General features: G+C 61.8%; 21 protein-coding genes. 10 read left to right on the top strand and 11 right to left on the bottom strand.

Going from position 1 to position 23,065, the window contains the following annotated elements:
- The 3 genes from ACN5AZ_RS00225 to ACN5AZ_RS00235 all read right to left on the bottom strand — a co-directional run bounded on the left by ACN5AZ_RS00225 (window position 1) and on the right by ACN5AZ_RS00235 (window position 2,672).
- Window positions 1-456: a (2Fe-2S)-binding protein gene (locus ACN5AZ_RS00225; protein ID WP_419426832.1), complete on the bottom strand. Its 456-nt coding sequence runs from the start codon at window positions 454-456 to the stop codon at window positions 1-3.
- 167 nt (window positions 457-623) lie between these two features.
- Window positions 624-1,814, bottom strand: a complete 1,191-nt coding sequence (kynU, locus tag ACN5AZ_RS00230; RefSeq protein ID WP_419426833.1) for a kynureninase — start codon at window positions 1,812-1,814, stop codon at window positions 624-626.
- Between the two features lie 108 nt (window positions 1,815-1,922).
- Window positions 1,923-2,672 (bottom strand): SDR family NAD(P)-dependent oxidoreductase, encoded by a 750-nt coding sequence (locus tag ACN5AZ_RS00235; protein ID WP_419426834.1) that lies wholly within the window; start codon window positions 2,670-2,672, stop codon window positions 1,923-1,925.
- A 125-nt stretch (window positions 2,673-2,797) separates the two neighbouring features.
- Here ACN5AZ_RS00235 and ACN5AZ_RS00240 point away from each other — a divergent pair, with 125 nt between their 5' ends.
- The 5 genes from ACN5AZ_RS00240 (at window position 2,798) to ACN5AZ_RS00260 (ending at window position 7,743) form a co-directional block, all read left to right on the top strand.
- On the top strand, window positions 2,798-3,247 hold the full coding sequence (locus ACN5AZ_RS00240) for a methyltransferase family protein (protein ID WP_419426835.1): 450 nt from the start codon (window positions 2,798-2,800) through the stop codon (window positions 3,245-3,247).
- Between the two features lie 280 nt (window positions 3,248-3,527).
- Complete coding sequence (locus ACN5AZ_RS00245; RefSeq protein WP_419426836.1) at window positions 3,528-5,099, top strand: Re/Si-specific NAD(P)(+) transhydrogenase subunit alpha; 1,572 nt, start codon at window positions 3,528-3,530, stop codon at window positions 5,097-5,099.
- 17 nt (window positions 5,100-5,116) lie between these two features.
- Window positions 5,117-6,550, top strand: a complete 1,434-nt coding sequence (locus ACN5AZ_RS00250; protein ID WP_419426837.1) for an NAD(P)(+) transhydrogenase (Re/Si-specific) subunit beta — start codon at window positions 5,117-5,119, stop codon at window positions 6,548-6,550.
- 123 nt (window positions 6,551-6,673) lie between these two features.
- Window positions 6,674-7,024, top strand: a complete 351-nt coding sequence (locus tag ACN5AZ_RS00255; protein ID WP_419426838.1) for a hypothetical protein — start codon at window positions 6,674-6,676, stop codon at window positions 7,022-7,024.
- A 119-nt stretch (window positions 7,025-7,143) separates the two neighbouring features.
- Entirely contained in the window at window positions 7,144-7,743 is a 600-nt protein-coding gene (locus ACN5AZ_RS00260; RefSeq protein ID WP_419426839.1) for a biotin transporter BioY, read from the top strand.
- A 63-nt stretch (window positions 7,744-7,806) separates the two neighbouring features.
- On the opposite strand, the gene ACN5AZ_RS00265 is transcribed toward ACN5AZ_RS00260, so the two are convergent.
- Window positions 7,807-9,018, bottom strand: coding sequence for an alpha/beta fold hydrolase (locus ACN5AZ_RS00265; protein WP_419426840.1), 1,212 nt, complete (start codon window positions 9,016-9,018; stop codon window positions 7,807-7,809).
- 93 nt (window positions 9,019-9,111) lie between these two features.
- Here ACN5AZ_RS00265 and ACN5AZ_RS00270 point away from each other — a divergent pair, with 93 nt between their 5' ends.
- Both ACN5AZ_RS00270 and ACN5AZ_RS00275 read left to right on the top strand, forming a co-directional pair.
- Window positions 9,112-9,993, top strand: a complete 882-nt coding sequence (locus ACN5AZ_RS00270; RefSeq protein ID WP_419426841.1) for an endonuclease/exonuclease/phosphatase family protein — start codon at window positions 9,112-9,114, stop codon at window positions 9,991-9,993.
- 116 nt (window positions 9,994-10,109) lie between these two features.
- Window positions 10,110-10,670, top strand: a complete 561-nt coding sequence (locus ACN5AZ_RS00275; RefSeq protein WP_419426842.1) for a helix-turn-helix domain-containing protein — start codon at window positions 10,110-10,112, stop codon at window positions 10,668-10,670.
- On the opposite strand, the gene ACN5AZ_RS00280 is transcribed toward ACN5AZ_RS00275, so the two are convergent.
- Window positions 10,667-12,040: an L-serine ammonia-lyase gene (locus ACN5AZ_RS00280; protein WP_419426843.1), complete on the bottom strand. Its 1,374-nt coding sequence runs from the start codon at window positions 12,038-12,040 to the stop codon at window positions 10,667-10,669. The two genes, ACN5AZ_RS00275 and ACN5AZ_RS00280, sit on opposite strands and share 4 nt — an antisense overlap.
- A 248-nt stretch (window positions 12,041-12,288) precedes the next feature.
- Here ACN5AZ_RS00280 and ACN5AZ_RS00285 point away from each other — a divergent pair, with 248 nt between their 5' ends.
- The gene (locus ACN5AZ_RS00285) at window positions 12,289-12,852 is read left to right on the top strand and encodes a fasciclin domain-containing protein (protein WP_419426844.1); all 564 of its coding nucleotides are present in this window, start codon (window positions 12,289-12,291) and stop codon (window positions 12,850-12,852) included.
- 177 nt (window positions 12,853-13,029) lie between these two features.
- The gene (msrB, locus tag ACN5AZ_RS00290; protein WP_419426845.1) at window positions 13,030-13,500 is read left to right on the top strand and encodes a peptide-methionine (R)-S-oxide reductase MsrB; all 471 of its coding nucleotides are present in this window, start codon (window positions 13,030-13,032) and stop codon (window positions 13,498-13,500) included.
- 233 nt (window positions 13,501-13,733) lie between these two features.
- Here msrB and ACN5AZ_RS00295 read toward each other — a convergent pair whose 3' ends face one another.
- The 3 genes from ACN5AZ_RS00295 to ACN5AZ_RS00305 all read right to left on the bottom strand — a co-directional run bounded on the left by ACN5AZ_RS00295 (window position 13,734) and on the right by ACN5AZ_RS00305 (window position 17,455).
- The gene (locus ACN5AZ_RS00295; RefSeq protein ID WP_419426846.1) at window positions 13,734-14,360 is read right to left on the bottom strand and encodes a DnaJ domain-containing protein; all 627 of its coding nucleotides are present in this window, start codon (window positions 14,358-14,360) and stop codon (window positions 13,734-13,736) included.
- A 245-nt stretch (window positions 14,361-14,605) separates the two neighbouring features.
- Window positions 14,606-16,123, bottom strand: a complete 1,518-nt coding sequence (gatB, locus tag ACN5AZ_RS00300; RefSeq protein WP_419427448.1) for an Asp-tRNA(Asn)/Glu-tRNA(Gln) amidotransferase subunit GatB — start codon at window positions 16,121-16,123, stop codon at window positions 14,606-14,608.
- 114 nt (window positions 16,124-16,237) lie between these two features.
- Complete coding sequence (locus tag ACN5AZ_RS00305) at window positions 16,238-17,455, bottom strand: hypothetical protein (protein WP_419426847.1); 1,218 nt, start codon at window positions 17,453-17,455, stop codon at window positions 16,238-16,240.
- A gap of 243 nt (window positions 17,456-17,698) precedes the next feature.
- Between ACN5AZ_RS00305 and ACN5AZ_RS00310 the strand changes: the two genes are divergently transcribed.
- Entirely contained in the window at window positions 17,699-18,505 is an 807-nt protein-coding gene (locus ACN5AZ_RS00310; RefSeq protein ID WP_419426848.1) for a transglycosylase SLT domain-containing protein, read from the top strand.
- A 28-nt stretch (window positions 18,506-18,533) separates the two neighbouring features.
- Here ACN5AZ_RS00310 and ACN5AZ_RS00315 read toward each other — a convergent pair whose 3' ends face one another.
- The 3 genes from ACN5AZ_RS00315 to pepN all read right to left on the bottom strand — a co-directional run bounded on the left by ACN5AZ_RS00315 (window position 18,534) and on the right by pepN (window position 23,003).
- On the bottom strand, window positions 18,534-19,397 hold the full coding sequence (locus tag ACN5AZ_RS00315; RefSeq protein ID WP_419426849.1) for a lysophospholipid acyltransferase family protein: 864 nt from the start codon (window positions 19,395-19,397) through the stop codon (window positions 18,534-18,536).
- Between the two features lie 175 nt (window positions 19,398-19,572).
- Window positions 19,573-20,316 (bottom strand): SDR family oxidoreductase, encoded by a 744-nt coding sequence (locus ACN5AZ_RS00320; RefSeq protein WP_419426850.1) that lies wholly within the window; start codon window positions 20,314-20,316, stop codon window positions 19,573-19,575.
- 125 nt (window positions 20,317-20,441) lie between these two features.
- Complete coding sequence (pepN, locus tag ACN5AZ_RS00325) at window positions 20,442-23,003, bottom strand: aminopeptidase N (protein WP_419426851.1); 2,562 nt, start codon at window positions 23,001-23,003, stop codon at window positions 20,442-20,444.
- Between the last annotated feature and the right edge of the window lie 62 nt (window positions 23,004-23,065).

Raw genomic sequence — 23,065 nt, forward strand, 5'->3', positions numbered from 1 at the left:
TTATGCGCCCTCCGCCACGGATTTGATCGCCGCGCGGATGCGGTCGTATGTGCCGCAGCGGCAGATGTTGCCGGACATGGCTGCGTCGATGTCGTCATCGCTGGGGTTGGGCTGTTCGGACAGCAAAGCGGCAGCCTGCATGATCTGGCCTGACTGGCAGTAGCCACATTGCGGCACCTGATGGTCGATCCACGCCTGTTGCAGTTTGTGCAAGGCGTCGGGCTGGCCCAGCCCTTCGATGGTGGTCACCTCGCCCCAGACATCGGCCAGCGGCACCTGACAGGCGCGCACGGCCTCGCCATCGATATGAACGGTGCAGGTGCCGCAGGACGCAACCCCGCAGCCGTATTTCGTGCCGGTCATGTTCAACTGATCGCGCAGGACCCACAAAAGGGGCACGTCTTCGGGCAGATCCACCTCGTGGGGGGTGCCGTTGACTGTCAGGGTGAAGGCCATCTGGGTCTCCTTGGCTGGTGGGGGCGGCCCATTTGGGCAGGCTCTCCCTTGGCGTGGGGGTGCGGCGCGCGCAAAGGTGCGCCGCGTTGCAGGGGATGATGCAATCTATCGCGACGAGGTCAAGCCGAAGCGGGCGCGCGCGACGCTGTGTCCGGCGGGGCACAGGCTCAGGTTACCGCCTTGCGCTGTTTGAACTCTTCGCGGTCCCATGCATCGGTGGCGACGATGTCGATCAACTGATCGGCGGCGTGGTCGATGTCGGTCTCGTCCAGATACAGCGGTGTGATGCCAAAGCGCAGAATGTCGGGCGCGCGGAAATCGCCGATCACACCGCGCGCAATCAGCGCCTGCATGATGGCGTAGCCTTCGGGATGGGCAAAAGACACCTGACTGCCGCGTTGGCTCGGGTCGCGCGGGGTCACCAGCACCAGATCGGTCGCCGCTTCGACGCGGGCAATGAAGCGGTCCCCCAGTTCCAATGCACGGGTGCGCAGGGCCTGCATGTCCACGGTGTCCCAAATGTCGAGCGCGGCCTCCAACGCGGCCATCTGGATCACCGGCGGCGTGCCGACACGCATCCGGTCGATGCCGTCACCGGCCTTGTAATCGATATCGAACGCGAAGGGCATCTTGTGACCCAGCCAGCCGGCAAGCGCGGGTTCGGCGCGCTCTGCATGGCGTGGCGAGACGTAGATAAAGGCGGGCGCCCCCGGTCCGGCATTGAGGTATTTATAAGTGCAGCCCACCGCGAAATCGGCAGAGCATCCCGCCAGATCGACGGCAAAGGCCCCCGCAGAATGTGCCAGATCCCAGACCGTCAGCGCGCCACAGTCATGGGCACGCTTGGTCAGCGCGGCCATGTCATGACGTCGCCCTGTGCGGTAATCGACCTCTGTCAGCAGGGTGACGGCCACGTCTTCGGTGATATGGGCGGCGACGTCCTCGGGGGCGACGGTGCGCAGCTCATAGCCCACGGGCAGCAGTTTCAGCAGCCCCTCTGCTATATACAGGTCAGAGGGGAAGTTGCCGGTGTCCGACAGGATCACGCGGCGGTCGGGGTTGAGCTTTAGCGCGGCGGCGAGCGCCTGAAACACCTTGATCGACAGCGTGTCGCCGATGACCGTATGTCCGGGCTCCGCCCCGATCAGCCGCCCGATCCGGTCGCCCAAGGCACGCGGCTTTGCCATCCAGTCGCAGGAGTTCCATGCGGTGATCAGATGCGCGCCCCATTCATCACTGACGGTTTGCGCCACGCGGGCAGAGGTGGCCTTGGGCAATGGCCCGAGCGAGTTGCCATCAAGATAGCACACCCCTTCGGGCAGGATGAACTGTTGGCGGGTCTGGGTGAAATCGGTCATTTGGTGGTCCTGAGCACAAGGGCGGGGCCGCCCCTGTGCAGGGACGGAAATCTTAACGGGGCGCGGCACCCGATGTGGGCGGGTCGGGCCGGTAGCATTGATAGGGCATTACATCTCTCCGCCGGAAATCTGAATGGCTTGACCGTTCATGCTACCGGAATTCTCGCCGCACAAGAACAGCGCGGCCTCGGCCACTTCTTCGGAGGTGACAAGCCGCCCATGCGGGTTCACCCCCACCATCAGGTTGCGCGCGGCCTCTGCGTCCATGCCGGTGCGCTTCATGATCGAGGTGACATTCTGTGACACGATGTCGGTGTCCACATAAGCCGGGCAGAGCGCGTTGAACGTATAGGGTTTGCCTGCGTAATCCGCTGCAAGCGCACGGATCAGCCCGATCAGCGCATGTTTGGAAGCGCTGTAGGTCGGCGCGCCTTTCAGCCCGCGCAGCCCCGCAATCGAAGACACGGCAATCACGCGCCCCCAATCGGTGGTGTGCATGGACTTCATGCTTTCACGAATGGTGACAAAGGCCCCGTCCACATTGGTGGCCATCATGTTGCGCCAGAAATCCATATCGGTTTTCAGCAGGCTGCGCCCCTCGGCGATGCCGGCATTGGGCACGCAGATCTGGATCGGGCCGCGCGCCTCCACCGCGCGGGCGATGCCATCGATTACGGCGGCCTCGTCCTTCACATCCATTTGCAAGGCGTGGATCTGGTCTGTCGCTGCCGCCTCTAGCGTATCGCGCCGCCGTCCGGTGACGGTGACCTGTGCGCCTTGCGCGGCCAAAGCGCGGGCAATGGCCAGACCGATGCCGCTGCCGCCGCCCGTGACGATGGCGTGTTTCCCGTTCAGCATGAAATTCCCTCCCTGATACGCGGTAGAGTATCGTTGAAATGTCGGGTGGCAAGGCTTGGCGGCTTGGCATTTCCCTTTGGTCATGTGACACAGTTGCGCTGTGCTGGCGAACGGGGGGGAGCGTCATGAGGAAATGGATCGATATACCGCCGGTCTGGCTGTTGGGATGTCTGCTGTTGGCGTTCTGGCAAGCGCGCCACTACCCGGTGGGTGGCTTTGGTCCGGTCTGGGCCGATCTGCTGGGTGGCTTGCTTGTGGGCGGGGGGCTGTGCCTGATGGCGCTGGCCGTTACGGAGATGCGCCGCCACCGGACAACGGTCATTCCCCATCGGCAGGCCGAGCGTCTGGTCACCTCGGGGATCTTCAAGCGCACGCGCAATCCGATCTACCTTGGCGATGCGATGATCCTTACGGGGCTGATCCTGTATTGGGATGCGGTTCTGGCGCTGCCGCTGATCCCTGTGTTTGTCTGGGTGATCGAACGGCGGTTCATCGTGACCGAAGAACAGCGCCTGCGCCGCAAGTTCGGTGCAGCCTTTGCCCGCTACTGCGCGCAGACGGGCCGCTGGGTCTGATCCACCCGCCAAAACGTGCCGAAGCGTCACAGCGCCATGCCGCACTGCGGCGCTGGACATTCGTTAACCAATTGGTAACTTTATTGCCGAGAGGCGCCATAAAGACGCAAGATAACTTTGCCTCCAGTCAATTCGGCTGTGAGAAATCGCCAGAAGAGGTCGAAAACCTGCACGAAGGTATGGGTCAGGGCTTTAGACCTTTAATTGAACCTTTATAACGCCGAGTTGGAAAGACCGTCATCTGTTGAGGGAATTCCTGAACGTAAGGGAGAAGAAAAACGTGAAAATCGGGACACCAATGGAGGTCGAGGCCGGGGAGAATCGCGTAGCGATGACACCGGACTCGGCGCGCCAGCTACAGAAGCTGGGATATGAGTGCCTCATTCAAAGCGGGGCAGGGGCAAAGGCCGAGTTTTCGGACGCAGCTTTTGAGGCCGCAGGCGTCACAGTTGTCGCAACCGCCGATGAGCTGTGGGCACAGTCCGACATCATCGCCAAGGTGCGCATCCCCACGATGGGCGAACTGGACCACCTGACCGCGGACAAGACGCTAATCACGTTCTTCAATCCCGGTGGCAACGAGGAAGGTCTGGAAAAGGCCAAGGCCAAGGGCGCCAACGTCATCGCGATGGAAATGGTGCCGCGCATCAGCCGCGCGCAAAAGATGGACGCGCTGTCGTCGATGGCCAACATCGCGGGCTACCGTGGTGTGATCGAGGCGTCGAACAACTTTGGCCGTTTCTTCACCGGTCAGATCACCGCTGCGGGCAAAGTGCCTCCGGCCAAGGTTCTGGTCATCGGTGCAGGCGTGGCCGGTCTGGCTGCCATCGGCACCTCCACCAGCCTCGGTGCGATTACCTATGCCTTTGACGTGCGCCCCGAAGTGGCAGAGCAGGTCGAATCCATGGGGGCGGAGTTCGTCTACCTCGATTTCGAAGAGGAACAGCAGGACGGCGCGGCCACCGGTGGCTATGCCTCTGTGTCCAGCCCGGAGTTCCGCGAAGCACAGCTCAAGAAATTCCGCGAGCTCGCGCCCGAGATCGACATGGTCATCACCACCGCGCTGATCCCCAACCGCGAAGCGCCCAAGCTGTGGCTGGCGGATATGATCGCCTCGATGAAGCCGGGCTCGGTCATTGTTGACCTTGCGGCGGAAAAGGGCGGCAACGCCGAAGGCACCGTCAAGGACGAGAAGGTCGTCACCGACAATGGCGTGACCATCATCGGCTACACCGACTTCCCCTCGCGCATGGCGACGCAGGCCTCGACGCTTTATGCGACGAACATCCGTCACATGATGGCCGACCTGACCCCCGAAAAGGACGGTCAGATCGTGCACAACATGGAAGACGACGTCATCCGTGGCGCCACCGTGACGCATCAGGGCGAAATCACCTTCCCGCCGCCGCCGCCCAAAGTGGCCGCGATCGCTGCGCAGAAGAAAGAAAAGCCCAAGGAACTGACGCCCGAAGAGAAGCGCGCGAATGAAGTCGCCGCCTTCAAGGCACAGACCAAACAGCAGGTGACTCTGCTGGCGGTGGGCGCTGCGCTGATCCTTGGCGTTGGCCTGATTGCGCCTGCGTCCTTCATGCAGCATTTCATCGTCTTCGTGCTGTCCGTGTTCATCGGCTTCCAGGTGATCTGGAATGTGTCGCATTCGCTGCACACGCCGCTGATGGCCGTGACCAACGCGATCTCGTCGATCATCATTCTTGGCGCGCTGATGCAGATCGGCTCTGGCGGGTTCCTTGTGGTCCTGCTGGCGGGCATCTCGGTCTTTTTCGCCGGTATCAACATCTTCGGCGGTTTCATGGTGACACGGCGCATGCTCGCCATGTTCCAGAAATCGTAAGAGGGGGGACATAAATAATGGAATACGGATTTACCACGGCGGCCTATGTGGTCGCGGCCGTGCTGTTCATCCTCTCTCTCGGCGGTCTGTCGGGACAGGAGAGCGCGAAACGCGCCGTTTGGTATGGCATCGTCGGCATGGCGCTGGCGGTCTTTGCAACGCTGATCGGTCCGGGCTCTGGCCTGTGGATCCTGTCGATCATCCTGATCGCGGGCGGCGGTGTCATCGGCTACATGCTGGCGTCCAAGGTCGAGATGACCCAGATGCCGGAACTGGTGGCGGGCATGCACGCATTGGTGGGCCTTGCGGCTGTCTTTGTGGGCTACAACGCCGAACTGGTGATGAACGCGGTGCAGGGGCTTGATGCCGCTGGCGTGGCAGAGCTCAAAGGCTTTGCCCTGAAAGTGGCGCAGAAGACCCCGGTCGAGATCGGCATCCTGAAGGTCGAGGTCTTCCTTGGCGTCTTCATCGGTGCGATCACCTTCACCGGATCTGTCGTGGCCTACGGCAAACTGGCGGGCAAGCTGACGTCCAAGGCGACCAAGCTGCCGGGCGGTCACATGCTGAACGCGGGCGCGGCGATCCTCTCGCTGATCTTGCTGATCATCTACATGAACACCGGCGGTGGCTGGACGCTTCTGGTGATGTCGCTGCTGGCGTTCTTCATCGGCTATCACCTGATCATGGGCATCGGCGGCGCCGATATGCCGGTCGTGGTGTCGATGCTGAACAGCTACTCCGGCTGGGCGGCGGCGGCCATCGGTTTCTCCTTGGGCAACGACCTGCTGATCGTGGTCGGTGCGCTGGTGGGCTCGTCGGGTGCGATCCTGTCCTACATCATGTGTAAGGCGATGAACCGCTCCTTCGTGTCGGTGATCCTCGGCGGCTTTGGCGGCGCAGCTGGCCCGCAGATGGAAGTCGAGGGCGAGCAGATCGCGATCGACGCCGATGGCGTGGCCACCGCGCTGGAAGAGGCCGACAGCATCGTGATCGTGCCGGGCTACGGCATGGCCGTGGCGCAGGCACAGCAGAACGTGGCCGAACTGACGCGCAAGCTGCGCGCCAAGGGCAAGAACGTCCGTTTCGCGATCCACCCGGTCGCGGGCCGTCTGCCCGGCCACATGAACGTGCTGCTGGCCGAGGCCAAGGTGCCTTATGACATCGTGCTGGAGATGGACGAGATCAACGAAGACTTCCCCGAAACGGATGTGGTCATCGTGATCGGCTCCAACGACATCGTGAACCCGGCGGCGCAGGACGATCCGAACTCGCCCATCGCAGGGATGCCGGTTCTGGAAGTCTGGAAAGCCAAGCAGGTGTTCGTGTCCAAGCGCGGGCAGGGCACCGGCTATTCGGGCATCGAAAACCCGCTGTTCTTCAAGGAAAACACCCGTATGTACTATGGCGATGCCAAGGACACCGTGGGCGAGCTGCTGAACAAGATCAGCTAAGCTCTGATAAAGAATCCATCAAAGGCCCCGCGTGTTGCGGGGCCTTTTTTGTTGGCGGGGACATCGGTTCTTGATCTGTACGCCTATATCTGATTTTTTAACTCAGGAAATAGGAGCCCTGCCATGCCCGATCTTGCCCCGCATTGGAGCACCGCCTTTCCGCAGCTTTGCGAGACCGATCCACGGCTCGACATTCTGCGCTACGAGCTGATGTACGCCGAGGCAGAGCACCCGTTGCAGGGCTTGCGCGAAACGCTGGGTGCGGCGCTGGGCAAGGCGGTCGAGATCCGACTGCCCGCCGAACCCGAACGCAGTTTTGACGAACGGTGGCTTCTGGCGCTGTTCGATGCGGCCAGCAAGGCCGATCTGTCCGGCTACCAGTTTCTGTTGCGTTCGCGGATGCAGGCGCAGGACGCGGCGCAGGTGCATTTCGCCCTGACGCAAGCGCAGGTCTGGCTCGAAGCCCGCCTGTAGGGTTAGCAGGTGCTAATTCCTGATTTGCATATTTTCCGGCGTATGTTTTCGTAATTTAGTTGCGCTGCGCCGCGATGAACGGCAAAAGCATGTAAACCTTTCCAAGTCAGGGGGATCACATGAACCTTACGTTTGACCGTGATGTGCTGGTCGATGCATTCGGCGCAACCGAAGGCACCGCGCTGCGCGTGAAACAGGCCGCTTTGGTCGTTTTCGGCATCGCATTGCTGGCTGTTGCCGCAAAAATCAAAGTGCCGATGTGGCCGGTGCCGATCACCATGGGCACATTCGCCGTGCTGAGCATGGGCGCCGCCTATGGCGCGCGTCTGGGTCTGGTGACCATCCTCGGCTATATGCTGGTGGGCGCGCTGGGCTTTGACGTCTTTGCCGGCTCCTCCGCCGAGAAATTCGGTCTGGAATACATGATGGGCGGCACTGGCGGCTACCTCGTGGGCTACGTCGCCGCGGTTGTTCTGCTGGGCATGCTGGCGCGCGCCGGCTGGGACCGTTCGCCTGTGAAAATGGCCGGTGCGATGCTGCTGGGCAACGTGCTGATCTACGTCCCCGGCCTGATCTGGCTGGGCATGCTGTACGGCTGGGACAAGCCGATCCTCGAGTGGGGCCTGACGCCGTTCCTCGTGGGTGATGTGGTCAAGCTGGCATTGGCCGCGCTGATCCTGCCCGCCGCATGGAAGCTGGTTGGTCGCGCACGCGGCTGATCGCCATCCATAGCTCAATGACAAAAGCCGGGCCCTTGGGTCCGGCTTTTTCGTGTCTGCGGTCTATGCCAGTTCCGTGGCGATTTCGGCACCTGTCTCCAACGACCGATGCACGGGGCAACGGTCCGCGATCTCCAGCAGGCGGCTGCGCTGTTCGGGCGACAGAGGCCCTTCGAGCCGGATCACCCGATGAAAGCGATCAACCCCGCTGCTGGTCACACTGCCAGCATCTTGGGCGTGCACCTTGTCATGGGTGACATCGACTGAGACCCCCGTCAGGGGCCAGCCCTTGCGCCGTGCATACATCCGCAGGGTCATCGACGTGCAGGCCCCCAGACCGGCAGAGACAAAGTTGTAGGGCGACATGCCCCGATTGGTCCCGCCGTAAGCGGCAGGCTCATCCGCCAAAGCGTGATGGAACGGGCCGTTGGACACATCCTGCAAAAAGCCGTCCGGGTCGGCCTCTGTCACGCGGGTCACGCCCTCGGGCGCGCCGGGCGGCGGGGCAGGCGGCGTGAGCTTGATGTAGCGTTGCGCCCATGCGGCAATGACATTTGCCGCATATTCCGCATCGGTTTTGCGCGACACCAGATGATCGGCATCATCCAGCGTGACAAAGCTTTTGGGATGGCGCGCGGCGGTAAAGATCCGCGTCGCGTTGTCGATGTCCACCACCGCATCCATCGGCGCGTGCATCACCAACAGCGCGGGCTGCATCTTGCGCAGCACCGGCCCCAGATCATGCTGGGCGAGATCGTCGACCAGCGCCTTGCCGATGGTAAAGGGACGTCCGCCCAGATCGACCTCGGCCTGTCCGTCGGCGCTGATCTTGCGCAGGGCACCGGCAAAGGTCGCCTTGACATGCGAGGGATCAAAGGGCGCGCCGATGGTCACCACGGCGCGGGCCTGCGGGATATGTTCCGCCGCACGGATGACTGCCGCGCCGCCCAACGAATGACCAATCAGCAGATCGGGGGCCATGTCCCGCGCGCCCAGATATTGCGCCGCCAGCACCAGATCCTCGACATTCGTTTGAAAGGTCGTGTTGGCAAACTCGCCCCCCGAATGGCCAAGGCCTGTGAAATCGAACCGCAAGACCGCAATGCCCATGGCGCAAAGACGCTCGGCAATGCGGCGTGCGGCATGGATGTCCTTGCCGCAGGTGAAACAATGGGCAAAGAGGGCGGTGGCCAGATGCGGGCCGGAGGGAAGATCCAGCCGGGCCGCCAAAGGGTCGCCGGCATGGCCGGTAAATGTAATGCGTTGCGTGGGCATGGTGTCCTCGGCGGCTGGTAAGGCGAAAAGAATGAGCGTCCTGCGGGCGTAGTTCAAGCAACCGCAACACAGCGTCACAGCAAGGTGAGCGAGATGATACGATTGGTGAGCTTCATTGCAACAGGCGCGCTGGCGGGTTTGGCCCTGTCGTATCTGGGCGCGTTGCATCCGGTTGGTGACAGTCTTGCGGTGTTCCGTGTGGCGCTGTTGGCGGGGGGCGCACTGGCGGTGATCTGGACCGGTTGGGGCGCGTGGTTGCGCTGGCCCATCGCGGCGATCTGCTGTGGCTTGATCGTCTGGCATCTGGTGCAGCGGAGCGATTTTCGCGAGCCATTGCCCGGGGGCGGGGATGTCACGCTGTACCAGCAGAATCTGTGGCGTTTCGCGCAAGGCTTTTCGGATGTCTACGATCATCTGCAGGCGATGAACCCTGACATCATCACCCTGCAAGAGGTTTCGCACCAGCACCGCCCGTTGTTCAGCGCATTGGCAGAGGACTACGAATCCGCTCTGTTCTGCCCCGTGACATGGATTGGCGAGGCCATCATCTCGCGCTTTCCCAAAGTCCCCGGCAGCGACCGGTGCAGCGCGCCCGATGGCTTTGCCGCAATGCAGGTTGTGACACCCAAAGGGCCGGTCTGGATCGTGTCGGTGCATCTGCACTGGCCATGGCCGCGCAATCAGGCGGAACAGGTGACGCAGCTTTTGCCACAGCTGGCCGAACTCGAGGGGCCGGTCATTATGGCAGGGGATTTCAATGCGGTAGCATGGTCTTATACTTTGCGCCGCATGGCAGATGCGGCCGGGGTGCGCCGTGTGGGGGGGCATCTGCACAGCTTTGGCGAGATGCCGGTGCCGATGCATCTGGGCATTGATCATGTTCTGGTGACAAAAGGTGAGGGGCGGCTGCAGCAGATGCCGCGCTTTGCCTCCGATCATTTCGGGCTTTGGGCCGAGTTGGCGCTGCCAGACTAAGCGGCACCTTCCCGGACCTGCGAGTGTTAACAAATGGTTAACACCCACAGCGTTGCTTTCTGTGGACGAATCGGGATTAATCCCAGTCGCGGGATAGATTCCCGGGGGGAAGTAACATGAAAAGCGACCTGACGGTTCGCCTCGCTGCGCGTTTGTCTGCCCTGCGCGCGGCCCGTGGGTGGACGCTGGACCAGCTGGCCGGGGCCAGTGGCGTATCCCGTGCGGCACTGTCGCGGCTGGAAAACGCCGAAGTCAGCCCATCAGCGGATGTGCTGCACCGCCTTGCCCGTGCGCATGAGATGACCCTGTCGCGGCTGATGTCTTTGGTCGAAGACGGGTTTGCGGCCCTCGTCCCACGGGACGAGCAGCCGCATTGGCGCGATGGCGAGGCAGGGCTGTCCCGCCGTGTGGTGTCCCCGGGGGCGGCCGCGCTGGCCGGTGAGGTCGTGGAATGCAAGATCACGCCCGGCACCCATTGGGTTCAGGAAAAGCCCGATGTGCCCGGCCAAGAACACCACCTGATCATGCTGACTGGCTACATGCACGCGGTGATCGACGACGAGGCGCATTACCTCGCACCGGGCGACGCGCTGCGGTTTCGCGAACATGGCGAAACCCGATTTGTCACCGCCAAAGGGCAGGGAGCGAAGTTCATGCTTTGCCGGATCAGCGGCTAGCAGTTCGGCACATTCACCGCCAAACCGCCAAGCGAGGTTTCCTTGTACTTCTCGTGCATGTCCGCGCCGGTCTGACGCATGGTTTCGATCACCGAATCCAGCGGTACAAAATGTGACCCGTCCCCACGAATGGCCAGCGAGGCGGCAGAGACCGCCTTGATGGCGCCCAGCCCGTTGCGTTCGATGCAAGGCACCTGCACCAGCCCTTTGACCGGATCGCAAGTCATGCCGAGGTGATGTTCCAGCGCGATTTCGGCGGCGTTTTCCACCTGTTCCGGGCTGCCCCCCATCACGGCGGCTAGCCCGGCGGCGGCCATCGCCGATGCGCTGCCGACCTCGGCCTGACAGCCCGCTTCAGCGCCCGAAATCGAGGCGTTGTATTTCACCAGCCCGCCGATCGCGGCGGCGGTCAGCAGAAATTCGGGAATTTGCGACCGGGTCGCGCCGGGCATGTGGTCCAGCCAGTAGCGGATCACCGCAGGCACCACACCGGCGGCCCCGTTGGTGGGCGCGGTGACGACCTGACCTCCGGCGGCGTTTTCCTCGTTCACGGCCATGGCGTAAACGCTCATCCAGTCGTTGCAGACATGGGGCGCCGCCAGATTGGTGCCGCGCTCTGCCAGAAGTTGCTGGTGGATGTTTCGGGCGCGGCGGCGGACTGACAGCCCGCCGGGCAGGATCCCGTCCTGCGCCAGCCCCCGGTCGATGCAGTCGTTCATCACCTGCCACAGTCGAGTGATGCCCTCCTCGAGCTGTGTGGCCCCGCCGCGGGCGATCTCGTTGGCGCGCTTCATCTGGGCGATGCTTTTGCCAGAGGCTTGCGCCATCTCCAGCATCTCGGCGGCGGATTTGAACGGGAAGGGCACCGCCGGTCCTGTGTCGGTGTCCTTACCTTGCGCCAGTTCCTTGGCCGTCAGGACAAAACCGCCGCCCACGGAATAATAGGTCTCCTGCGCGATCACGTCGCCCTGGCCGTCCAGCGCCTCAAGGATCATGCCATTGGCATGTCCGGGCAGCGGCGCCTCGAAATCAAAGCGGAGGTCGTTTTGCGGGTCAAAGCGCAACGGACCAAGCCCCTCGGGCGTCAGCGTCTTGGTGTCGCGGAGCCGGTCGAGGGTCTGTTCAGCCTTGTCTGCGTCGTAATCCTCGGGCGTGAAACCGGCGAGCCCCAGAACCGTAGCGCGGTCTGTGGCATGGCCCACGCCGGTAAAGGCCAGCGAGCCATAGAGCGTGGCGCGCACGCCCTGCGCCACAAACGGCGCTTGCCTGAGCAGATCAAGGAAACGGGCGCTGGCCACCATCGGCCCCATGGTGTGCGACGAGGACGGGCCAACGCCCACCTTGAACATGTCAAAGACCGATAGGAACATGGCATGTCCTTTCCTGATTTGCCGCGTGATGCGCGCTTTTGGCCAGCATGCACGAGGCTTCGATGGGGGCGCAGGGAAAATACGGCGCGTGCGATGCCAAAAGCGGCTTTGGCGTGATGAAACAGCGGCTCGCCGTGGCGTGTAGAAAAAATTTCCCGTGTTTGAAACTTATGTCTCGCAACCTCCGTGGATATTTGCAACCGCCGCCCAAACGGGGCTGCGGAGACGCAAACAACTGGGAGGTTTCTATGAAAACCCTTGCACTGACCATCGCCGCTGCCACCGTGTCCGCCACAGCCGCTTTCGCGGAAAGCCACGCTGAAACCGGCAACCCCATGGTGGGTGGCGCGGCCATGTTCGCCGACAAAACCATCGTCGAGAATGCCGTGAACTCGCCAATCCACACGACGCTGGTCGCCGCAGTACAGCAGGCAGAGCTGGTTGATACGCTGAATGGTGAAGGCCCGTTCACCGTGTTCGCCCCCACGGACGAGGCCTTTGGCATGGTGTCCGAAGACAGCCTGAGCGCGCTGATGATGGATGAAAACAAGGCGCAGCTGCAGCAGATCCTGACCTGCCACGTGGTTGCGGCGAACGCCATGTCCGATGCGATTGCCGGCATGATTGCCGATGATGGTGGCGTGCATCCGGTGCCGACCGTCGGCGGCTGCACTCTGCAGGCGAAAATGTCCGGTGACGAGATCATCCTGACCGACGAGAACGGCCGTGACGCCACCGTGACCGTGGCGGACGTGAAGCAGTCCAACGGTGTGATCCACGTGATCGACCGCGTTCTGCTGCCCAAGCAGTAATTCGCGCGCCAGCGCGCCCCGATTGGCCGATCTGTTATCATTTCCGCGTCTGATCGGCCCTGCCACACCCGCCGTGTCCCTGCGGCGGGTGTGTGTGTTTCAGTCTTTCACAGGCTGGTGTGACGCTCTTGTCCTCGGGCGGGGCGACGCACAAATTATCTCAAAAGGAGGTCACCCATGAACCGACGCAATCTTTTGACCCTTGGTGCCGGATCGCTGATGGCCGGGCTGTTTGGCCGTACAGCGGCGATGGCTGCACCCTTTGAGATCACGCGCAGCGACGCGGAGTGGCGCGCCATGCTGAGCGATCTGGAATATCGTGTGATGCGCGAAGAGGGGACCGAACGGGCCTTCACCTCGCCCTTGAATGACGAAAAACGCACGGGCACCTTCCTGTGCAAAGGCTGTGATCTGCCGCTTTATCCGTCCGAGACGAAATACGACAGCGGTACGGGCTGGCCATCGTTCTGGAAGCCGCTCGACAACGCGGTTGAGACGAAACCGGACCGCAGCCTGTTCATGACACGGACGGAGGTGCATTGCCGCCGCTGCGGATCGCATCTGGGGCATGTGTTTGATGACGGCCCGCAACCCACCGGAAAGCGCCATTGCATCAACGGGGTCTCGCTGAGCTTTCAACCGGCATAAGCATCGGGCCCCAATGGGGGAACCCGATGCCGACGTGCTGCCGTGAGTGAGGGCCCTATCCGGGACAGTACAGGTTAGGGTTGAATAAGTGGTAGCAATGACAGGGAGATTCGTCCACCAAATTGCACAACTAATGGTGGTTATTATTTCCTGATTTTCACCTTTATCCGAGAAACGCAAAACGCCCGCAGCTTTGATCGGCTGCGGGCGTTTTTACTCCATCGGTCGCGCGCCTACTTGAAGGACCGCGAATCCTTGATCTGGTCCCAAGCCCAGACCACCTCTTGAAGCTGCTCTTCCTGACTGCGGTCCCCACCGTTCATGTCGGGGTGCAAAACCTTGATCAACTTCTTGTAAGCCTTGCGAATTTCCACCTTGGTGGTGGCTTCGGCAGCGTCGAGAATCTCCAGCGCCTTGCGTTCGGTGGGGGGCAGTTTGCGGCCACCGCCGGGCTTTTGACGGCCGGGATTGCGGGTCGCGTTGTCGCCCAGAACCTGATGTGGGTCCTCAATGCCCAAACGGGCCCAAGCCTTGGCCTCGGGGTCGCGCCAGTCTTTTGTCTTGCGCTCCCAGACCTTGTCCGAGGATTCCTGCGCATTCATCTCTGCTTCGGTCTTGCCGTCAAAGAAAGACCACTTGGCGTTGTATTCGCGCACGTGATCCTTGCAGAACCAGTAAAAGTCATCCAGCACATCCGGTGCCTTGGGCGCACGGAACTTGCCGGGCTGTTCACAGCCCTCATGTTCACACAGGCGCTGCGATGTTTCGGATTCGCCAGTCATGCCGCGTCGCCCGCGCGGGTTCTTCTTCTTTGCGGACTTGATCGACATATCGAAACCGAAGGGATCGGGTCTGCTCATCTCTCAACCTCTCTCGACTCGGACGCTGGATTTTAGACAATTCGCGGCCTGAGAACAGGCCTTGACGTCAAAAAATCTGTGTAAGCTTTCAGCAAATGGGGGCGGTGGCAGAAGATTGCCAGCCCCCGGTGCGGGGATTGGCAGCGCAAACGCAAGCGCGTGGCCCGTTACGCGGACCACGCCGAATGTATTGCGATAATGCTCTCCCGCCGACCATCCTCGGCAGAGGCGTTTGATCCGGTGGATCAGCTCTCCGCCAGTTTGCGGGCCACCAGTTCGTTCACGGCCTTGGGGTTGGCCTTGCCGCCGGTGGCTTTCATCACCTGACCGACGAACCAACCCGCAAGTTTCGGGTTCTGCTTGGCCTTTTCCACCTGCGCAGGGTTGGCGGCGATGATTTCATCAACGGCCGCCTCGATCGCGCCGGTGTCGGTGACCTGCTTCATGCCGCGTTCTTCAACGATGGCCTCGGGGTCGCCGCCTTCGGTGTAGACGATCTCGAACAAGTCCTTGGCGATCTTGCCGGAAATGGCGTCCGATTTGATCAGCTTGATGATACCGGCCAGTTGTGCAGGCGACACCGGGCTGTCGGTGATGTCCTTGTCGTCCTTTTTCAGACGGCCGAACAATTCGTTGATCACCCAGTTGGCCGACAGCTTGCCGTCGCCCGCCTCGGTCACGACCTGTTCGAAATAGCTGGCATTCACCACCTCGGCGGTCAGCACGCCCGCGTCATAATCTGTCAGGCCGAAATCGCCCATAAAGCGCGCTTTCTTTTCGTCCGGCAGTTCGGGCAGCGAAGACGCGATGTCGTCCACCCAAGCCTGTTCGATCTCCAATGGCAGAAGATCGGGGCAGGGGAAGTAGCGGTAATCATGCGCCTCTTCCTTGGACCGCATGGAACGGGTCTCGTTCTTGTCCGGGTCGTACAGGCGGGTTTCCTGATCGACGGTGCCACCTGCCTCGACAATGGCGATCTGGCGGCGTGCCTCGACATCAATGGCCTGCTGGATGAAGCGCATGGAGTTCATGTTCTTGATCTCGCAGCGCGTGCCAAGATGCGAGAAATCCTGCGTTTCCTGATACTTCTCGTACTGGCCGGGACGGCAGATCGACACGTTCACATCCGCGCGCAGGTTGCCGTTTTGCATGTTGCCGTCGCAGGTGCCCAAGTAGCGCAGGATCTGACGCAGCTTGGCAATATAGGCGGCGGCCTCTTCCGGGCCACGGATGTCAGGGCGCGAGACGATTTCCATCAGCGCCACACCGGTCCGGTTGAGGTCGACAAAGGACATGTTCGGGTCCATGTCGTGGATGGATTTGCCCGCGTCCTGTTCGACGTGGATACGTTCCACCCGCACAAGGCGCGCAATGCCCGGTTCCAGATCGACGATGATTTCACCTTCGCCCACCAGCGGATGGTAGAGCTGCGAAATCTGGTAGCCCTGCGGAAGGTCGGGGTAGAAGTAGTTCTTGCGGTCAAAGGCGGATTTCAGGTTGATCTCGGCCTTTAGCCCCAGACCGGTGCGCACCGCCTGTTCGATGCAGTATTCGTTGATGACCGGCAGCATGCCGGGCATGGCCGCGTCCACAAACGCCACGTTGGAGTTCGGCTCCGCCCCGAATTTGGTCGACGCGCCCGAGAACAGTTTGGCCTCCGTTGCGATCTGGGCGTGGACTTCCATCCCGATGACCAGTTCCCAGTCGTGCTTGGCGCCCGCGATCACTTTGGGCTTGGGCGTGTCAAAGGTCAGATCCAGCATGAGGCGTCCTCTCGGGTCGGCGGTAAAGGCAAGGTTGACGGCGGAATAATTCAGGCGCGGGCCGGGGGCAAGGTCCGCGTGCATGTGATCTGCCCGCCGCCGCCATGTTTGCGGTCAATCGCCCTTGAGCATGCGCAGCCCGTCGGGGCCAAACACCAGCCTGCGACCGGCCTGCAGGGCAGGGGCATAGAATTCCGCCAGTGTCGAGTTGGCCCGCATGCGTCCGCGTTTGATCGGATCGGTGTCCGTGCTTTGAAAGCGGACGGCGGAAGGGGCCTCTGCCCAGATTTCAGGATGCAGTTCGCGCAGGTGATCCTGTGTGATCCATCCCAGCGCATCGGCAATGCGGCGGCGCGGGGTGCCGGGGGCCGTGGGGCCGCCGACGGTCAGGCCGGTGAAAGCCGCCAGCCGGTTGGCCATATCCTGTGTCGGACAGCGTTCGAGTATGTCGTGTAACCCCTCGCAAAACAGCTCGGCGTCGAGGCGGCGAAAGGCGCCGCTGTCGCGTTCCAACGCTCCGATATAGACCCAACTGTAGCCGCCCATCCCCCAGACGTCCCGCGTTTGCTGTGCGGCGCGGCGGGCCTGCGTCTCCAGCACTTCCCAGCTGCCAAAGCGGCGCGGTGCGGCATCCACCCCGAGCCGTTTGAGATGCAGGGGGGCGTGCGGGTCCAGTTCGATCAGATCCTCGTAATCGTCGGCCATCCGTGTGGCGGGTGCGGCATCCGCATCCAGAATGGCGCAGCGCAACGCGGCCCAAAGCATCGACTGATGCTCAAACGGATCAAACTGGTCGGCCAAGGCCTGCGCCGCACGCATGTGTTGCATATAGGCGCTGCGCAACTGCGGGGCGAGCTCCGCCACCGGCGAGGCCCCGCGCCACAGATGCGCCGTTTCCAGCTCGACCATGGCCAGAAGGTAGCTCAGCATCGGCTGGTCTTCTGGGTCCTCGTCAGCAAGATTTGCGGCAAAGGCCTGCGACACCACGGTCACCCGGTCGCGGCCACCGGTCTCCTGCGCATGTCTGATGGCGTGGCAAACGTCGGATCGCGCGCCCTCTGCCAGACACATGGCCACGGGGTATAATCCGGCTGTCAGCGAGTTGTTGGACCCGGCGTCGCGCATTTCAGCGGCCAGATTATCCCACGCCTCCTGTCGCGCCAGATGCCGCCCCCGTTCACGCAACCGCTGCAGATCCTGTGCATCGGGGGAGGGCGCGCAGACAGGGATCTCGATGCCGGGGCGGAGCGGCGGCACAGCGGGCGCGAGGTCTGATGCATCCAGCGACGGGGGGGGCTTCGCGGCAGATGTGGTCAGTCTGGGCAGGCGCATGGGCTGGTCTGAACTCTCGAAAGGCGCGGCGAACGACGGCGGATGATGCGCATGGATCACAGACCCCGTCGCACGGCGGCAAGCTGTCAGTTCTTATGCCATTCCTATCGGGCGCATCTATGACCGTATCAGGGTCATCACAGGATGCAGCGGCAGATTCGTGCCGTGGTTCGGCAAGGCTTTGCTAACACTTGTCACCATCGGGTTGAGAATCGCGGCCCGTTTGGGCACTGTCCGCGCGTTATGTTGCATGTTGCTGCCCTTCTCGCGCTCATCGGTACAGTCTCGGTTGCAACGCCTGCGGTGGCCAATCCACCGTTGTCGCCCGCCGGAATAACCCCGCCGGAGGTCATGTCGGATCAGGCGGTTTCTGTATCGCTGCGCCCCGTCGCCCGCCGTCTCACGGTGCCCGAAGCCCGTTGGGATGGCAAACCCGGCCGCAAAAGCTGGACCCTCGCGGCCATTCGGGCGCTGCGGGCACATGCCTCTGACTTGCCCGAGATTGTCCCGAAGGACATCGCGACCTACTGCCCCGCTTATCCTACGGCCCCGCGCGCGCAGCGCGAGGCCTTTTGGGTCGGACTTTTGTCGTCCCTCGCGTGGCACGAAAGCACCCATCGCCCTGCGGCGGTTGGCGGCGGTGGCCGGTGGTACGGTTTGACACAAATCCTGCCCAGCACTGCCCGTGGGTATGGTTGTGCGGCGCGCAGCGGCGGCGCGCTCAAAGACCCTCAGGCCAATCTTTCCTGCGCTTTGCGGATCATGGCCCACACCGTTGAACGCGACGGTGTGGTCAGCGCGGGCATGCGTGGCGTGGCGGCAGACTGGGGACCTTTCCATTCCAGTCGAAAACGTCAGGATATGATCCGCTGGACGCGCGACCAGTCCTATTGCCAAGGCTTGCATCGTTCGCTGCGTCCTGTGGCGCGCGAGGATATGCAGGCAGATGGCACCGACACGAACGGCCAATTCATCAGCCTGAATGCCACGCGGGAGCCATCAGCGGATCAAACCGCAACACATCCGGTGCTTTCAACACAATCCGACTGATCAGCGGCCTCTCATGGGGGCGGTGGAATTAAGCCTTGTACCAGCTCGGACGGCGCGTGGCATCGACCAGCGACACCGCAGGCGCGCGGGGCCCGCCCAAGGACAAAGTCGCTTTACGCAACATATCGATGCCCTCTTCGGATTTGGCTGGCAGCGCTTTGGGTGAGATCGGCTCGCCAATAGTGATGCGGAAGGGCTGGCGCGCCTTATTCAATGTCTCATGAAACAGTGAAATATCGCGCAGCGTGGCATGCAGCATATCGAACATGTAAAACATGACCGAATTGCGCGCGCGGATGTTCACAGGAATGACCGGCAGATCCAGCTTGCGTGCGATCATGGCCGCAGAGGCCATCCATGGACGCTCATGCAGGCTCAGACCACGGCGTTTGGCCAGACGGCCCGACGGGAAGATGACCCCCAACCGCCCTTGCTCGACGGCGTTGCGGCAGTAGGCCATGGTCTCACGCGTTTTCGCGTGCGAGCGCTGTTCCTTGCGCCATTCAACAGGGCAGATGATATCATCCAGCTGCGGCAGAACCCGCACCACATCCTTGTTGGCAAAGAAATAGGTGTCAGGCCGCAGATCGGCCAAAGCGTTGTACAAGATCACACCATCCGCCAGCCCCGTGGGGTGGTTCGACACGATCAGGGCAGGGCCCTGCCGCGGGATGTTATGCAGGCCGGTGATCTCAACATCACGATAGACCATCTCGCCCAGCAGACGGAAGCCATCCTGCGCGCTGAGGTTCTCCAACTGCGAGGCGACCTCAAGCGTATGATCATACTGCAGAACACGCTCGAGAACTCGCCGCGCCAAAGCAACGCTGTGCGTGTCGCGATTGAACCAGGGGGCGCGTTCCTCGATCAGGGGGTCGATGCGGTCTTTCATAGGTCAGCCATGATCACGTTAACTTGTCTGCTCCATGACAGACACCACAAAAGAAGTCTAGTTTTCACCGATATAATCCGATTTTCCAGACCGGCCAGAGACGAAACCACACCTTTGCAAGATGCGGACCCTTCGGTCATCTTAACCCAAACGACGGCGCAGGTCTTGCAGAAACCTACCGTCCTCCACTGACATCAATCAAAGACCGCGTGATATAGGACGCGCGTTCCGACAGGAGCCATAGCGCGGTTTCCGCCACCTCGTCCGCACGCCCCGGGCGCCCCAAGGGCGGCGTATGTCCGATTTCTGCCAGTCGATCCGGATATCCGCCTTTCGCATGGATATCGGTGTCGATCAAACCGGGACGAATGGCATTGACGCGGATGCCTTCCGGCGCCAGCTCATCCGCCAGCCCAAGGGTGAAACTATCGATCGCACCCTTGCTTGCCGCGTAGTCCACAAACAGATTGCCCGATCCCAAACGCGCCGCCACGGAGGAAACGTTGACGATCGCCCCCCCTTTGCCCCACTCCCGCATCAACGAAACACTTTGGCGGGCCACTTCAATCGCCCCCAACACGTTCACGGCAAAGATATCCGACACGCGCTCCGGCGTCAGATCCGCGATGCCGGCTTTGGGGGCAACCACACCGGCATTGTTCATCAGCCCGATCCGCCCGGATTTGAGATCCCGCAAAGGTTTGAACATCTGCGCAATGGCTTTGGGCTTGGCCAGGTCAGCACGAAACAGATAGGCTTGCGCGCCCATGCTTTCGATCACACCGGCCGTCTCCTCCGCGCCGGCCTGATCGCTGTTGTAGTGGACAACAATGCGTGACCATCCATTAAACGCTGCATTTCGTGCAGTCGCCGCCCCAATCCCCGAGGACGCCCCCGTTACGATCAACAAACCGCTCATGGCAATGCTCCCTTCGCCTGAACTTTTCCGCATCATGACCCCGTTCAAACGGGGCCGCCAACGCTTGGTTTTTTCTTGGTCGAAATACCTCGGGGGGTGCGGGGGGCTGGCCCCCCGCCAATCGGTCAGGCATTGAGAATACGGCTGACCATTTCGTCGGTATCGCGGCTCAGCTTCGGCTTGGCCTTGATGCGTTCCAATTCGGCCTTCATCAAGGAGCGACGGTTGTCATCGTAACGTGTCCAGGTTTGGAAAGCAGAACACATCCGGGCTGTTGTTTGTGGGTTCAGATCATCCAGCGCGATCAACTTGTCACTCAGCAGCCGGTAGCCCGACCCATCCGCTTGATGGAACGCCGCATGATACCCGGCCAAGGCGCCAAGCGTGGCGCGGAAGCGGTTGGGGTTGCGCATGGTGAAATCGGCATGCTCCGTCAAAGCCGATGCGCGCGACACCGCTTCCGCTGGCGGCAGCGCGCCAATCTGCAGCCCGAACCACTTGTCCATCACCAGCCGGTCGTCTTTCCATTGGTCGTAGAAAGTCGCCAATGCTGCTTCACCCTGACCTGCGCGCACCAATTGCGCCAGCGCGCCCAGCTGCAGCGTCATGTTGTCAGCGGTGTCGAATTGTGCCTGCGCCGCCTTGCCGCCGTCCAGTCGGGTCTGCAACGCCAGAACCGCGCCGCCGAGGGCGCGCTTGCCGGATTGTTCGGCGTCCGGCGCGTAGGGGGCGGTGACGCGGGCTTCCGCGGCCAGTCGGGGCAGCAGGTCGACCCACAGCTCTGCGCGATATTGGGCCAGTGTCTCGGAGGCGTCGTAGATCGCATCGGGATCCGGGGTATGGCCGCGTTCAAACAACACCTGCGCCAGATCGCTGTTGCTAGGCCCGCCCAGCATCAGGGCGCGATAGGCCGGGTCGAGCGTGTCGTCACGCAGAACCTTTGTCAGACTGTCGAGCCAGTCTTGATCAGGCCCCGCGCCCTCCACGATCATTGCCAGCAGGCAATCACGGGCAAGGTCGCGATTGGCCTCCCAACGGTTAAAGCTGTCGGTGTCATGTGCCAGCAGGAACGTCTTTTCCTGCGCGGTTGTGGTGCGTTCCAGCACGATCGGGGCAGAGAAGCCCCGCAGGAGCGAGGGCACGGGCTTTTCGGTCAAGCCGTCAAAGGTAAAGCTTTGCTCGTTTTCGGTCAGTTCCAGCACAGTCGTGGGTGCGACCTCGGTCCCATCGGGCGACAGCAACCCGACAGCCACTGGAATGACCTGTGGTTTCTTGTCTGTCTGGTTTGCGGTGTCCGGCGAATGCTGGCGCAGGGTCAGGGTATAACGGCCGTCTTCGAATGTCTCATCGACCGCCACGCGCGGGGTGCCGGATTGGGAATACCACAGCTTGAACTGCGACAAATCGCGTCCGGTGCTGTCCTCGAAGACCTGCAACCAATCCTCGATTGTGGCGGCGTCACCGTCGTGGCGGTCAAAATACAGATCCAGCGCTTTGTAATACGCCTCGTCCCCGACCAAGAGTTTCAGCATGCCGATCACCTCGGCGCCTTTCTCGTACACGGTGGCCGTGTAGAAGTTATTGATCTCTTGGAAGCTTTCCGGCCGCACGGGATGGGACAGGGGGCCTTGATCCTCGGGAAACTGGCGAGCGCGCAGCACGATCACATCCTCGATGCGTTTTACCGGCGCGGACCGCACGTCCGAGGTGAACTGGCTGTCGCGGTAGACGGTCAGCCCTTCTTTCAGGCACAGCTGGAACCAGTCGCGGCAGGTGATGCGATTGCCGGTCCAGTTGTGAAAATACTCATGCGCGATGATTGCCTCGATCCGCTCGAAATTGGCATCGGTCGAGGTTTCGGGCGAGGCGAGAACACAGGAGGAGTTGAATATATTCAAACCCTTGTTCTCCATCGCACCCATGTTGAAATCATCCACGGCCACGATGTTGAAGATGTCCAGATCGTATTCACGACCGTAAACCTCTTCGTCCCAGCGCATCGATTTCTTCAACGCCTCCATGCCAAAGGCGCATTTGTTCTCGTCGCCGGGGCGGACCCAGATGTTGAGCTCGACGTCCTTGCCGGAGGTGGTGATGAACCGGTCGGGGTGGTTGACCAGATCGCCAGCCACCAGCGCGAAAAGATAAGCGGGTTTGGGCCACGGATCATGCCATTCCGCAAAGCCTTCGCCGCTGTCAGTGGGATTGCCGTTGGACAGTTTGACAGGCGCGTCCCCTTCGATCCGCACAGTAAACACCGACATCACGTCGGGGCGGTCGGGATAGTAGGTGATCTTGCGAAAGCCCTCTGCCTCGCACTGGGTGCAATACATGCCGTTCGACATGTACAGACCTTCCAGCGCGGTGTTCTTGATCGGGGCGATCTCGACCTCGGCCTCCCACAAAAAGGGACCATCGGGCACGGAAACGGTCAATCCTTGCGCGGTCAGCGCTGGCTGGACCGCAACACCGTCGATCTTGGCGGAAATCAGGGTCAGCTCTTCTCCGTGAAGGAAGAAGTCCTGTTTCGGGGCATCGGGCGCGGGGGCGAAATGGATGCGGGCCAGAACGCGCGTGCTTTCAGGGGCCAGCCGAAAGGTCAGGTGCACATCTTCGACGGTCCAGCCGAAGGGGGTGTAATCCTTGAGGTAGACAGTCTGGGGGGCGGTTGGGGCCTGATCCTTCATGGGGATGCTCCTACATTTTGCGGCGCGATGGAACTCGTGCGGTTGTCGAAGTGTTAGGCCTG

This window comes from Sagittula sp. SSi028 (genome assembly GCF_048553715.1).
Lineage (GTDB): Bacteria > Pseudomonadota > Alphaproteobacteria > Rhodobacterales > Rhodobacteraceae > Sagittula.

Coding starts and splice junctions, on each gene's coding strand:
- ACN5AZ_RS00225 (WP_419426832.1), bottom strand. CDS start 456: ATGGCCTTCACCCTGACAGTCAACGGCACCCCCCACGAGGTGGATCTG.
- kynU (WP_419426833.1), bottom strand. CDS start 1,814: ATGACCGATTTCACCCAGACCCGCCAACAGTTCATCCTGCCCGAAGGG.
- ACN5AZ_RS00235 (WP_419426834.1), bottom strand. CDS start 2,672: ATGCTGAACGGGAAACACGCCATCGTCACGGGCGGCGGCAGCGGCATC.
- ACN5AZ_RS00240 (WP_419426835.1), top strand. CDS start 2,798: ATGAGGAAATGGATCGATATACCGCCGGTCTGGCTGTTGGGATGTCTG.
- ACN5AZ_RS00250 (WP_419426837.1), top strand. CDS start 5,117: ATGGAATACGGATTTACCACGGCGGCCTATGTGGTCGCGGCCGTGCTG.
- ACN5AZ_RS00255 (WP_419426838.1), top strand. CDS start 6,674: ATGCCCGATCTTGCCCCGCATTGGAGCACCGCCTTTCCGCAGCTTTGC.
- ACN5AZ_RS00260 (WP_419426839.1), top strand. CDS start 7,144: ATGAACCTTACGTTTGACCGTGATGTGCTGGTCGATGCATTCGGCGCA.
- ACN5AZ_RS00265 (WP_419426840.1), bottom strand. CDS start 9,018: ATGCCCACGCAACGCATTACATTTACCGGCCATGCCGGCGACCCTTTG.
- ACN5AZ_RS00270 (WP_419426841.1), top strand. CDS start 9,112: ATGATACGATTGGTGAGCTTCATTGCAACAGGCGCGCTGGCGGGTTTG.
- ACN5AZ_RS00275 (WP_419426842.1), top strand. CDS start 10,110: ATGAAAAGCGACCTGACGGTTCGCCTCGCTGCGCGTTTGTCTGCCCTG.
- ACN5AZ_RS00280 (WP_419426843.1), bottom strand. CDS start 12,040: ATGTTCCTATCGGTCTTTGACATGTTCAAGGTGGGCGTTGGCCCGTCC.
- ACN5AZ_RS00285 (WP_419426844.1), top strand. CDS start 12,289: ATGAAAACCCTTGCACTGACCATCGCCGCTGCCACCGTGTCCGCCACA.
- msrB (WP_419426845.1), top strand. CDS start 13,030: ATGAACCGACGCAATCTTTTGACCCTTGGTGCCGGATCGCTGATGGCC.
- ACN5AZ_RS00295 (WP_419426846.1), bottom strand. CDS start 14,360: ATGAGCAGACCCGATCCCTTCGGTTTCGATATGTCGATCAAGTCCGCA.
- gatB (WP_419427448.1), bottom strand. CDS start 16,123: ATGCTGGATCTGACCTTTGACACGCCCAAGCCCAAAGTGATCGCGGGC.
- ACN5AZ_RS00305 (WP_419426847.1), bottom strand. CDS start 17,455: ATGCGCCTGCCCAGACTGACCACATCTGCCGCGAAGCCCCCCCCGTCG.
- ACN5AZ_RS00310 (WP_419426848.1), top strand. CDS start 17,699: ATGTTGCATGTTGCTGCCCTTCTCGCGCTCATCGGTACAGTCTCGGTT.
- ACN5AZ_RS00315 (WP_419426849.1), bottom strand. CDS start 19,397: ATGAAAGACCGCATCGACCCCCTGATCGAGGAACGCGCCCCCTGGTTC.
- ACN5AZ_RS00320 (WP_419426850.1), bottom strand. CDS start 20,316: ATGAGCGGTTTGTTGATCGTAACGGGGGCGTCCTCGGGGATTGGGGCG.
- pepN (WP_419426851.1), bottom strand. CDS start 23,003: ATGAAGGATCAGGCCCCAACCGCCCCCCAGACTGTCTACCTCAAGGAT.